We start from the raw sequence: 11995 nt of genomic DNA, 5'->3' as shown, positions 1-11995 counted from the left end.
GGGGGACAGTTCTTCCAGAACACAAAAAAGGGCGCCATGCGGAGTGGGGATGTGATCCAGTTTTTCGAGCATGTCTTGCGCCATGTGACCGGGCACCTGRTGGTCGTCCTGGACAATGCGAGCATCCATCGGGCCAAAGCCGTGCAGACGTTCGTGGCTGGCCACGAACGTCTCTCACTGGTGTACTTACCGCCGTATGCCCCAGAGCTCAACCCCATCGAGCTGGTCTAGGCATATGTCAAGCGCAATATCCTGGGGAACTTCTGTGCGTCGAACGTGGACGAGCTCAAGGCCCGGTTGGTCAGGGCCTGGCAGCGCGTACGCTACATCCAGCTTCCACAGCACTTGANCTGGGGAACTTCTGTGCGTCGAACGTGGACGAGCTCAAGGCCCGGTTGGTCAGGGCCTGGCAGCGCGTACGCTACATCCAGCTTCCACAGCACTTGATAGACTCCAATTTATGCCGAGATCAATAGGGGGTCCTGAGTTTCACAGCAGAGACCCTGTTCGGTCATCCGCTGGGCGCCAGACATCTCTTCCTGATTTTTTTCGGTCCTAACAACACCTTCTGGTTGAATACGGTGAGCCTGGCGGGGAAACCGTTACACCAAGTGAGCTTTTCTACCGGGCCTCTCCCACCCAGGGGCAAGAAGATCTCGTCCCCGCACGACCCTGGGAACTCTCCGGAATTCAGAGTCGAACCGTACAGCTCACGAATGCGCTGCTGTGCCGGATGCGTGATTTTGACCTGAACTGACGAGGCGGTACTGCGTGAGATCTCACTCTTAGAGGAAGCACTCTAGACACTGATCCCGATTGACCCGCGACTGAGTCTAATGCTGGCGAGCAGCGTACAACATATGCTGTTCGCCCTTTAGCTGAATCTCTACCTTTATCGTCTGCTATACCTCTTTACAGAAAACGCAGAATCTTTTGGCTAGCACGGCTATCATTGCCCTATACAAGTTGTGGATTCTGAGTATGAGGAAACTCGTTTTCTCCAGCATCAGTTAGTATGTAAAAGCAGTCGCTTTGAAATGACTGCTTTTACATACTAACTAGATTGACTAATATGAACTTTGTCTTAGTTAGGAATCATCTGACCTGACATCTGTAATGACCCGTTAAGTCCTACTGTAGTCAGTTTGAAATTTGCTGTATCTGTCCACTTATACCCGCCCGCTGCATTGTTAAAAAGTACGTCAATAGCTGGTAGTGTATCTGGAACACTCCCGGCAATCCAAACAGGTGTTTCCTCAAGAATCTGCGTAACGGCCGCCAGCACACCACCAGCAACGATGGCCACAATCACACGAAGCGTCGTGCTCAACGTAGACGATACGACTGCACCGATCACTGCGCCGATCACCGCTAAAATCAAATCTGCAATCGCTTCAGTAATGATCACCCAAGTCGCTGTTTCGCTCCAGCTTCGCTGGAGGGGGGGCTGAGCTACCGTGTATGTGATGGATTGAGTTCCGGTGCTACTTGTTCCGAGGGTTAAATTGTAGTAAGCTGTGTTTTCTACATAAGCGTCAATTCCAGGCGAAATGGGTGTGTGCACATAAGAGTATACAACCAGCTGACTCCCATTGACCGAAATATTGAAAGACTCCAGAATCTGATCATAATTGATCAAACCTACCTTGACAGTCCCGATGTTCAAAGTTGTATTAGCGGCCAGTACAATCTGGTGGTTTTCATAAACAAACGTGTCAGCTGTAGCCGCAGGAAACTGCCCAGCGAGATTGGGGAGAATCATCTCCTGCATCATCGTATCCTGAGCTAAATTGTAACAAGCCTGCTGACCTACAGGAACCGATCCCGCGTCCAGAACCAAGGCCGTACTCGCACTCGAGTGGTTGTCTACCATGCCTAAGACGGCGAAGTAAGAAGTATCCGGATTCCCGGATGTGTTGTACGCGTAAGCCGAAGTCGTCGGTACCAACCATTGAAACGAACTGGGAGAAGCTTGCTGGTCCAACGTAATTGTAGCGAAGACATGCTTGAACTCGCCGATGTTGCTCTGAGCCCATGTCGCCAACAGGTTTTTAATCGCTCCATCCAAACCATCGACGGGGGGAGTAGGGGTCTCATAGGTCACAGTCAACACTGTGGCCACCGGCAACGTGGCAGTGCCTTGAGTATTCAGCATGTAGGCCTTCGTTACCGGACCAGGTGTACTGGTTGACCCCTCTGTCGACACCGCGACCAGGGAAACCTCCACCTGTGCCACGGCATTCGTGACGTTATACGTGGTCCCGTCGGCTAACGTGACAGTGCAGGTGGGGATCTGCCAGTTCATCATCAGCATTTCACCACTGTCCGGATTGGCCGCGTCCAGTTGCCAAGGCTGAAAAGTTCCACTTCCCGAGTACCCTTCACTGAAGCCACTGGGGGGAACGGTTGCACTCCAGGCGGTGGGGTAGTTTTCCGGATGCAGTTCGGATTCAGCCAAGATGTACTGGTTCATCTGAGTGAAACTCGCCGAGAACACCGTATCCCAGTTATTGGTCTGAAATGGCTGCGTGGTGGGCGTTTGCGTTGCCTCTAACTCCAGACGGGGGGGCGCCTCCAGATCAATTACAGGAATACGGTAGCGGTCACCAATAAGTTCACGTTCACCAAGTTGAAGTTGCATTCGTCATCTCTCCTTCAGGTCAGCGTCGCGAGCGTCGAGAAACTATTGTCGAGCGCGACACCGAGAACGGTCTGATGGGTGGCATCCGACCAATTGACGTTAGTCTGTACCCCAGAAATGCTCTGGGTGTTCAATAAGCTGGTCAGGTCATCACCTAAATCGCTGGAGATCACGGCGACGACTGCCTGGACGACTGCTTCCACGATCAATCCCCCTGCAAACCACCACCAGGGCACATCGGCATGATGACTGGAGATCGGATTGGGATCCGGGAGGAAGGTCAGGGTCTGCGTCGCGCCCGAAAAACTGAGACTGGGGGAGGCCTGGAAGGAGAAGGACATGCTGATGCCCGCATACAGGTCGCAATTGCCACTCAGACTGATCTGGATAGCATTCTCCTGATTGTTGACGACAAGCGAAGTAATCGTCGGGGTGTACCAGATCAGTCCGACCTGGATCTGAGCGAGGTCAAATGGTGTACTGTTAACAATTCGGTGCTGCGCCGAATCGAATGACAAATTTCCTGCGCTGAGACGACCTTGGAAGGCTTGAGGCAATTGCGGCATGATCAGTTGCTGTAAAAATAGATCCCCGGTAATGGCCGTGGCACTGTTCGCCGAACTCCCTGCAGGAGGCAGGAAGGAGGCATCGACGTTGACGGTGGCTGGTGCCGAATGCCCAGCCACCATGGTGGAAATAGCGAGGTAATCGTCGCCACTCGTCTGGAGCAGGTAACTGTAGGCGTAAGCCGTCGCTTGCAGCCAAGCTTCCTGCGGCAACAATGTGTCATTCAGTTCGGCAAAAAAGTATTGCAGCGGCTGGGCATGCTCGACGATCGTCTGCGCGAAGCCGTCAAGAACGTCTTGGATTCCGGCCTGACCGAGTAAGGTGAGAACTGCGGGGGGACCTGTCAAAGAGAGCGGCGTTACCAGACCCGGTTGAGGCGACGTCCCGTATTTGCCAGCTGCCGCAAGGTCCAAGCTCAGACCAACTGCACTGCCCTGAATAAAAGTGAGCGATACCGCCATAATGACGACGACGCCTGCCAGGTCAACGGTGGTTTGCGCAGTTTGGATTGTTCCAGATGCGACCGGCATTTGTAGATTGATGATCGTCGTGTTGATGCCTCGGGCGATAGCGAATGGCCCAAAGGTACCTGTGCAGGTATAAGGAGTATTAAACGATCCACCGCCCGTAAAAGAAAACTGGCCGATAATAGAGGCGCTGTGCTGCGCCAGGGCGGCATTGACGAAAGAGATCGGTAGCGCGGAAAGCGTGTCCCAGCCTTCTAAAGATGGCATCTGCTCCTCTCAGTTTGCCGATGAGCAGGGAGAAGATAAATCCACTTGAAGTTCTTGCGAACTTCGCTCAGCCACCACAGAATATTCGGAGAATAGGTGAGGGGAATAATTGAGGACGTCATTCATAACAACCTCCCGGACGTTTGCCTCTGATGGAGGCAAACGCGATCCACAAGTAGAGTTACGTAACAGCCATTATTTAGCCATTAATGCCACCGCTTTAAACTTGATTCGTTCAATATGTAAAGGATTTAACTTAGGAGTTGCATCTGCATGGGACGGAAAAAGCGCCCCCAGACGCGAGATTCTGGGGGTGTCGAAGTCCCACTCTCTCTGGGAGCGTGCCCGCATGCTGACGGAGCGCCTCCTCGCCCGCCGTCCCCCCCACGGTTGATCAACAACGCAGCTTCGGGGCACTCTATGCCCTAGTTCCCCATTCCAGACGTAAAAATGGGTCTTCACCTAGCGGGGTCTGTCAGAGCCGGGGGCCTCACTCGCTCTTCGGCCGAAGACCTACCTCAATCTTCTGCTGCATCTCTTTACGAAGAACATGGTCGTTCTCGGCCGGCGCAACTATTCATTGTTCTGTACGAGGTGTGGTTCCTGAGCTCTCCGCTGTTCTATGTGAGAGGCCACGCTTGAGGGATACGCTTGAGTTCTGGCCCCAGGATGTCCTGGGGCCACCTCGGCATATGCTGAAGTTTCTGAATGCCGATCCGCGCACGCAGCTGCAGGCCTTCGACCTCTTGCTGCTTCCCGCTGCAAAAAACGTGAATCGGCGGGGCGAGTTGCCCCTGAATCCTCATCCCGCCGTGCGGTCGCTCACGACGCTCTTTCCGAGGCTGTCGACCTATGCGGGGCTGGTATTGCTGGAGGGCTACGGGCGGAGTGCCGATCAACGCTTTGGCCTGCTGGTCTTCCAGGACGCGTTTCAGGGCCTCAGGCTGTTGCAGACTGGGAGGATGCCCTGGACCCCGTCTGTCTCCTGTCCAGCAGCGCTCACCTCCAGGTCTGGATGCAGGAGGCGAAGAAGCGACTGGGCCGGTATCCAGAGGTCGCGCTGATCGATCCGGGCATCGAGCAGGGTCAGGGCCAGACACCGATCACCGAGGACCGGTGGACCACGCCGCTGGTCTTCAGCCTGGACTCGTACGCGGCCCACGTCACGATTCTGCGCTGGCCTGCTTAAGCCCTGGCCCCCGTGACAGGGGGCCTGATCCTGCACATGGCAAAGCTCCTGATCCAGGCCGAAACAATGACCGCTCTTGCCCGTGAGATTAGCCGGGTCACGGACAGTGAGGTGCTCAAGGTCAAAGAGGACGGGCATACGTTCTACCTCGCACTGCGCCGGTCGGGCCTGACGACGGCCGTGGCCCTGACCTGTACACTGCTGAGCACAGTCATGCCGGATGGCGAGAACCTCGCGGTGAAGCTCGAGGCGAGACCGAGAACCCGGCGGCCGCGCGTGCGAGTCGGGCGCTGACCAATCTGCTCACGCCGGCGGGCCTGTTGTTCACGCCTGCGGGCGATTGGCGAGCGCGCTGTGCGCAGTGGCAGGCCCGGGTGCAACGCGCACAGGGCGGAGAGACGCTGTTGGGCGAGTACTCAGATGCCGTGGGGTATGTCAGATACAACGACGTCGGGAAGAAGGTGTTCGAGCAGGATGCCCGGCGCTTCCTGCGTCAGGTCTGCAAGCAGTTGGGATGGCCGGGTGAGGCAGCTTCAATCCAAGTGGCATCGCCTCGTCCGGCAACGCGTACCTCCACCTCACGCCGGGTGAAGAGCAAGACCGCTGGGTCCCGGCCTACCGGAACCGTTGGGCACGCTGGACCATCACGGCCACGCAACTCGCCGACGAGATCCGTACGGTGCAGGCCGTCGCCTTCCCTGCGCTGAAAAGCGCATGAGCTTGACCAGCACTGGCCCCGTCCTCTGGAGGGGGCCACGGTGTCCGTATAACGATCTTCCGTGGCTTCCTGCCCACCATCAGTCCCCGATTCCCCGTGGACCTCCATGCTGCCCATCACCCAGTAGTGCGCTCCAGGCCTCCTCATCAGCCTGCCGGAGTGGTGCCACTGGGACGGCCGTGACCGACCACGCCTGCCGCTCTTCCCCAATAGAGGTGGCTATGTAGACCGCTACCCTTAGACCCGTGTCCAGGAGCAGCAGGGCTCGCCCTCAACATAATTTGATACTGATAAAGTATTATCAGAGAATATGGCTCGGTTTCATATCATTTCTCGCTGTCCCTTGCCCGTTCAGTTCTGGCTGTTTGGCCTTGACGCCCGTCACGGTGACCTACAACGGCGCGGCTTTGCCCGGCAGGTCACCACATATGGCAGTAGCGCCTACACCTTGGATGCTCTGACCCTGCATAGCGCCGGGCTCCGGCTGGACCTTGACGCTGGACTCCTGCAGTTCACCCGGCAAACTCGCACATTCACTCTCGGCGGCCAGTTCCTCCCAGCGGCACAGGGCCTCACCCTATGTCGCCCGGCACTCGCTGCGCATGAAGCCTGGGTCGCCGACACATACAGCCTCAGCCACCGCACCCAGCAGTTGGGTGAGCATCGTCTGCCCCCACCCGTCCACCGGAATGTCGCCACTTGGCAGGCCTATTTTGGACAGCTTGAGGGGGTCAGCAGCGCGGCCACGATTCAAGCTGCTTTCTCCACCAGCGGCTCGTGGCACACGCGGGTCAAGCCGCTTCCTGCTACAGACCCCCACCTGACTTTCCTTCCCCTCTTCACGCGTGTCCCAGTCACCCTCCGCGCCGCTCATACCGGGTATTGACAGTGGCGCGCTAACGCCTAGGGTAGGCGGTCGCGGTACGCCGCCTGCGCCAGCCTTGGTTTCTTCACCGGATTGCTGCCAAATCCACCTCGCCCAGAATGGTGGGCACGGTGTCAGAGACCGCGAGGGCTGCGCCGACCGCTACCAGCAGCACGCGGGGCATATGCAAGGTCCTCACAATCTGGTCGTCCATGGGGCTACAGGTCACAGGGCCGACACTGAACAGGTGATGGCGGGCAATTCGCGTCACGCGTTCTGGAGGAAGATTCACAGCACCAACCACCACTAGCTCAGGAGGGTCAGCAGCGATGCTGCGGACAACACTGGCAGCACAGCCCGCATGGGCAGGTGCCGTTGGGCGGGCACAACTGCATGCCGGGTTGAGTGCTCGATGCGGCTGATCTCCTGAGACGCTGCTGTCAAAACTTGGCACAAACAGGAATAGAGGAATCGGTGAATGCCCCATAGAGTGCCTTGCCTAGTATTTGATATTGTGTTATCAATATCAGGATGACTGAATCAATCCTCTCTCCACCCCTCATCCCCATCACGGTGCTGAGGGGACCGACAAAACCGCCCTGCTTAACCACTTGATCACTCAAACCGGCGACTGCCAGGCCTTGGCTGACTTGTTGAGTCAAACGCTGGTGCCTCACCATCTTTACGCCGCTCTCGTCCACGGAGGCCCCCTACCATGAGCCGCGAATGCTACCTCACCGGAAAAAAGAACATGGTCGTCAACAGTGTCACGCGCCGGGGCAAAGCCCGCGCCGCAGGCGGCGTCGGCCGCAAAACCACCGGTATCAGTAAGCGGGTCCAGAAGGCCAACCTCCAGAAGAAGACCATTCGTGAGCACGGCGTCCTGAAACGGGTCTGGCTGAGCGCCCACGCTCTGCGCATCCTCACAAAAAACCCGGTGCGCGGCATCGAACTCGCGTGACCACTGCTGCCCGCATTCCTGTCACGGTCATTGCCGGCTTCCTGGGCGCAGGTAAGACCACCCTGGTCAATCACCTGATCCGTCAGACCGCGGCACGCTTCCATCCCCGCCGGATGGGCGTCATCGTAAATGAGTTCGGCCAGACGGGTGTGGACGGCCAACTGATCGAGCGACTGGCAGAGACCCCCAGTGACGTCAGCCGCCTGGTCATGATTGGCCGTGACCTGAATACGGATGAGGAACGTGCAGCGTTCGCGCGCTTCAGTGGGGAGGCTGTGCCCTCAGGTGATCCGCTGGGCGCCTGCCACCCACCAGTGGGTCCAGCGGTGAGGGGCATCCCACTGCTGCTGGCCCTGGCGCTCTCCTGCGCGGATGCTCAGACTCCGAGTGTCATGGTGTCCTTCCAACCGTTATACGACGTGGCCACCCGTGTGGCGGGCACGTCGGCCCGCGTCGAGCGTGCGGTTCCCGTCGGTGCCAGCCCGCACAGCTACGACCCCACCGTTCGTGACCTCGTCCGCCTCAAAAGTGCCGACCTGGTGTTCATGGCCGGTCTGGGCGCTGACGCCTGGCTGGAAAAGTACGTGGCGGCCAGTGGTGGCCGCGCCACCACCGTGAGACTGGGAGAGACCCTGAAATTTACTCCGCTCCGATCTGGACGCGCGGTCGATCCCCACTGGTGGCTGGACGCCAGCCTGATGGCCCAGGCCGCCCAACAGATGGGCGCAGCTCTGGCCAAAGCCGATCCGAACAACGCGCTCACCTACCGGCAGAACGCGGACCGTGAAGCCCAGCGCCTGAACACCCTGCATGCTGAACTCAGGCGTACCCTCGCCCCCGTGCGCGGCGGGCAACTCGTGACTTTTCACAACGCGTTTGGGTACTTCGCCCGCGCGTATGGCCTGCGGGTGGTCGCCACCCTCGCACCCCTGGAAGGCATCGAACCCAGCACCCAGACGATGACACAGGCCGTGAGAACCATTCGCACCAGTGGCGTGAAAGCCGTGTTCTCTGAACCGCAGCTCCCGGCTGGCCCCGCACGGGCTGTCGCGGCTGAAGCCGGCGTGCCCCTATACGTGCTTGACCCCGAAGGCAGCGCCCAGACTCCCGGGTACGCCGACATGATGCGCCACAACCGAGACACCCTCCTGCGCGCCCTGAAATAAGCCCGTGTGCCCTCTCTGGCGGACGGCGCGCACGCCTCCCTGCTTTCGCCCTTGATTCATCCACTCCGCCGTTTCCAAGCTTGGAGGTTCTATGTTCCGACGTTTTGCTGCTGCTCTGACCGTTGTGCTGCTCGCCCAATTTGCCGAAGCTCAGACGTCACCCCACCTACTCGTGGCTGATCCCGACGCGGCCCGGATATATGTGTACAGCGTGCCGGAGTTCAAGCTCGAACTTGATCTCAGTGACATCGTCGCTGCGTCTCATGCCGGCGTGGTCACCCTTCCTGACGGACGCGTTGTCATTCCAGACAACAAGCACAAGCAACTGATCGTCCTGAATGTCGGTGGCACCGGGGCGCCGCAAGTGAGCAAGCGCATTCCTGTACCGATCACCGGTTCATTTCTCTGGACTGCGGTTGATCCCACGGGCCGCTACTTTCTCAGCACCTCCAGCGAGGAAGGCGTCCAGAAGACCCTGAGTCTGATCGACCTGCAAACCGACGCGGCTCGCACCTTCAAAGTCGATAACCGCCAGGCCGACGCGGAGCTGAGCGTCGCGGTGGGGGGAACGCCCGCCACGGTCTACCTGCATACAGCAGATCAGGTGCTGAGCTACCCCCTGGCCAACCTGCTGACGGCTGCCCCCGACAGCCTGGTCCAAGGCACCCTGCGGCCCACCAGCACGCTCACCGTTGGAACCGGTGGACACGGGAACGCCTTCTCAGTGGCGACAGGGCGTTGGGCCGGTTCGACCGCGCGTGGGTTTGAACTGGCCCAGGCACGCGGGGACACCCTGGTCAACCTCAAAACCCTGCCCTGGAATATCACGACGTTCACGGGTGGGCAGAACTTCCGCTTCCGGCTCACGCCGGATGGCCGGTACGTGTTTGGACCCATCAATGCGCCGCAAGAGGCAGCAAACTGGGCCAAAACCAACGTGGACCTGCACTGGACGAACCTGACCCGCGGTACGGTGCAGCGCTTCCCACTCACCACCGGGCTCGTCACCCGCGCCGGCGTGAGCAAGACTCTGGCCGTCTACGCCAACCTGACGGGCGCGGGCGATTTTGCCCAGTTCGTCAATGTTGACCCGGGTTCCCCTCTGTTTCAGAAGGTGACGGCCCGCGTCGCCCTGGGCACCTTGAAAGCCGGCCCTCAAGCGGGGGTGAGCGCGGCCGGCACGGAACGGCGTTTTCCCGCCATCAGTGCGGATGGCCGGTGGGCGTTCGTGAGTGCGGGTGGTGAAGGACAGATCGCGGTGATCGACACCCAGACGTACCAGGTGACGCAGCAGATTGCCGTGCCTACCGCCTTGAAGGGGGGCGGTTACCTCGTGAGCGTGCAGGCCGGGACGAACCTTCCTGAGCTGGAAGGACGGTAACGCCAGGGTGTCACCCAGTGGGCACCCTTCGTCAGGCGCCCGCTGCTGGTCCCACGCACAGGGCACCGCCCTCCAGTCGACATGGGTGTCACCACGCGCTCAGTCCATTTCTTCACGGTGTTTCTTCCTTATAGGAGTGTTTTTATGCGTTTGAGCACAGCCCTGTCCCTGACCGCTGCCCTGAGCCTCTTCACTCCTGCACTGGCAGCCACCGCCACGCGTCTGGTGGTTGCGGATGGCAAAACTCACCAGTTGAAAGTCATGAGCTTAGCCGACGGCGCCCCGATCGCGCAGTTCAGCACGCCCGGCAAACTCAGTGGGTTGTACACCGGTCCGGGCGGCACGTACGCGTATGCCCTGCACCGCGATGACGACCGCGTCACTGTGCTGCACTCAGGCCTTGGGGCCATCGACCACGGTGACCACACCGACCTGGTGCAAAAAGCGCCGTATATCCTGGCCACGCTCAATGTCGGGCAGCAACCCACCCACTTCTTCACGCATGACGACCGCATCGCCATCTTCAATGACAAAGGTGGGGACGTGGCCGTGTTCGGTGAGTTGCTCTTAGGCAAAACGAATGACATGACCGCTGTCAAGGTTGCCCAGCCTGATCATGGTGCCCCGGCCCTGCTGGGTGACGTCCTGCTCAGCGGGTATTTGCGCCTCAACCGGGTCGATGCCTATGACCTCAAGACCGGTACGCTGCTCAAAACAGTGGATCTGCCGTGCCCGGGCCTTCACGGCGAGGGCGTGCAGGGCAGCGCCGCGTACTTCGGCTGCACCGACGGCGTTCTGGCGGTCACCGTGCAGGGGCAGCAGGTGAGCGCGCGTAAATTGACTAACCCAAGTGGAACCCCCACCGACACGCGCGTCGGGACTGTGGCCGGCCACGACAAGAGCCCTGCTCTGTACGGCAACTTCGGCACAGGCCTGGCCCGCTGGACCCACACGGACACCACCCTGACGGCGTTGCCCCTCCCAGCTGCACCTCTCAAATTCACCTTTACGGCGGACGGTCAGCGTTTGGTGGTGCTCACCGCAGACGGGGCCCTCCACACCCTTCACGCGGCGACGGGCCGCGTGCTGCAAAGTGTGAAGATCGTTGCCCCGGTCAACCCCACAGATACTGTGGCGGTTCGGCCCACCATGACGGTGGGCGCCGAGCACACCTACGTGACCAGTCCTGCCACAGGTGAGGTGTTGGAAGTGGCCCTGAGTGACCTGCAGGTGACCCGCCGCTTCGCCGTGGGCGGTACGCCGGCCATGGTGACCCTTACTCAAGCCATAGGAGAGCAACACTAGGGCTGACATGCGCAGTTAAACAAGCGCAACGGTAAGGTGCTCATCAGTGGGTAGGGTGTTCGTCTATAGAGCACTCTTATGGCTTGGCCGAGGGATCTATTGTGACGGCGCCTTCCGCTCTTCACTCTGGGCATTCTTACCTGACGCACTATCTTCCGGCTCGCTGCGTCCGATGGTAGCCCCATTGCTGCCACTTCAGTCCTTCTGCTAGCAGTGGCTGCTTGTGGTCCTGAAGGTCCTCGCGGCTTTTGCCCGTAGTCCACAGCCACAGGCCGGTGGTCTGGATCTTCCCGGCCCCTTCCTTAGTTAGCTTCACGCCTCGGCAGAGCCCGTTGCGCCGCCAGCCGTGGAGGAAATGGAGCATGGGTAATGCTCCAGGTTTGACTTCAAGCGGCGTTGCGAGCGTTCGCCGATGACGTGAGTGTAGACCAGGGCGTAGCGTAGCCGAGCGCCGAATGACGGCGCTCG

10 protein-coding genes and 1 pseudogene are annotated in these 11995 nt (G+C 59.4%); 7 read left to right on the top strand and 4 right to left on the bottom strand.

Features of this window, described 5'->3' with window-relative positions:
• Nucleotides 1-349: pseudogene (locus ASF71_RS22865) on the top strand (transposase); the annotation flags it as partial.
• A 735-nt stretch (nucleotides 350-1084) separates the two neighbouring features.
• Here the strand turns inward: ASF71_RS22865 and ASF71_RS22860 are convergent.
• Both ASF71_RS22860 and ASF71_RS13360 read right to left on the bottom strand, forming a co-directional pair.
• Nucleotides 1085-2641: a TULIP family P47-like protein gene (locus ASF71_RS22860; protein WP_082506022.1), complete on the bottom strand. Its 1557-nt coding sequence runs from the start codon at nucleotides 2639-2641 to the stop codon at nucleotides 1085-1087.
• Nucleotides 2642-2655: 14 nt separating this feature from the next.
• Nucleotides 2656-3942: a TULIP family P47-like protein gene (locus tag ASF71_RS13360; RefSeq protein WP_056301032.1), complete on the bottom strand. Its 1287-nt coding sequence runs from the start codon at nucleotides 3940-3942 to the stop codon at nucleotides 2656-2658.
• 1015 nt (nucleotides 3943-4957) lie between these two features.
• Here ASF71_RS13360 and ASF71_RS23840 point away from each other — a divergent pair.
• Together ASF71_RS23840 and ASF71_RS13350 are read left to right on the top strand one after the other, a co-directional pair.
• The gene (locus ASF71_RS23840; protein WP_156372817.1) at nucleotides 4958-5131 is read left to right on the top strand and encodes a hypothetical protein; all 174 of its coding nucleotides are present in this window, start codon (nucleotides 4958-4960) and stop codon (nucleotides 5129-5131) included.
• 36 nt (nucleotides 5132-5167) lie between these two features.
• Entirely contained in the window at nucleotides 5168-5425 is a 258-nt protein-coding gene (locus ASF71_RS13350; protein ID WP_156372816.1) for a hypothetical protein, read from the top strand.
• Nucleotides 5426-6799: 1374 nt separating this feature from the next.
• Here the strand turns inward: ASF71_RS13350 and ASF71_RS25565 are convergent.
• Together ASF71_RS25565 and ASF71_RS23835 are read right to left on the bottom strand one after the other, a co-directional pair.
• Nucleotides 6800-6928, bottom strand: coding sequence for a hypothetical protein (locus tag ASF71_RS25565; protein WP_255354744.1), 129 nt, complete (start codon nucleotides 6926-6928; stop codon nucleotides 6800-6802).
• Between the two features lie 226 nt (nucleotides 6929-7154).
• Nucleotides 7155-7415: a hypothetical protein gene (locus ASF71_RS23835; RefSeq protein ID WP_156372815.1), complete on the bottom strand. Its 261-nt coding sequence runs from the start codon at nucleotides 7413-7415 to the stop codon at nucleotides 7155-7157.
• A 14-nt stretch (nucleotides 7416-7429) separates the two neighbouring features.
• On the opposite strand from ASF71_RS23835, the gene rpmB reads away from it, so the two are divergent.
• From rpmB to ASF71_RS13325, 4 genes are all read left to right on the top strand, one after another.
• Entirely contained in the window at nucleotides 7430-7675 is a 246-nt protein-coding gene (gene rpmB / locus ASF71_RS13340) for a 50S ribosomal protein L28 (RefSeq protein ID WP_056301017.1), read from the top strand.
• Nucleotides 7672-8841: a metal ABC transporter substrate-binding protein gene (locus tag ASF71_RS13335; protein ID WP_056301016.1), complete on the top strand. Its 1170-nt coding sequence runs from the start codon at nucleotides 7672-7674 to the stop codon at nucleotides 8839-8841. Before rpmB ends, ASF71_RS13335 begins: the two co-directional genes overlap by 4 nt.
• Nucleotides 8842-8932: 91 nt before the next feature.
• Nucleotides 8933-10222 (top strand): hypothetical protein, encoded by a 1290-nt coding sequence (locus ASF71_RS13330; RefSeq protein ID WP_156372814.1) that lies wholly within the window; start codon nucleotides 8933-8935, stop codon nucleotides 10220-10222.
• Between the two features lie 144 nt (nucleotides 10223-10366).
• Nucleotides 10367-11527 (top strand): PQQ-binding-like beta-propeller repeat protein, encoded by a 1161-nt coding sequence (locus tag ASF71_RS13325; protein ID WP_056301011.1) that lies wholly within the window; start codon nucleotides 10367-10369, stop codon nucleotides 11525-11527.
• Nucleotides 11528-11995: the final 468 nt, after the last annotated feature.

Source organism: Deinococcus sp. Leaf326, assembly GCF_001424185.1.
GTDB lineage: Bacteria > Deinococcota > Deinococci > Deinococcales > Deinococcaceae > Deinococcus.
The sequence above is the reverse complement of the archived record's forward strand: the minus strand, read 5'-3'. Positions and strand labels throughout refer to the sequence as shown.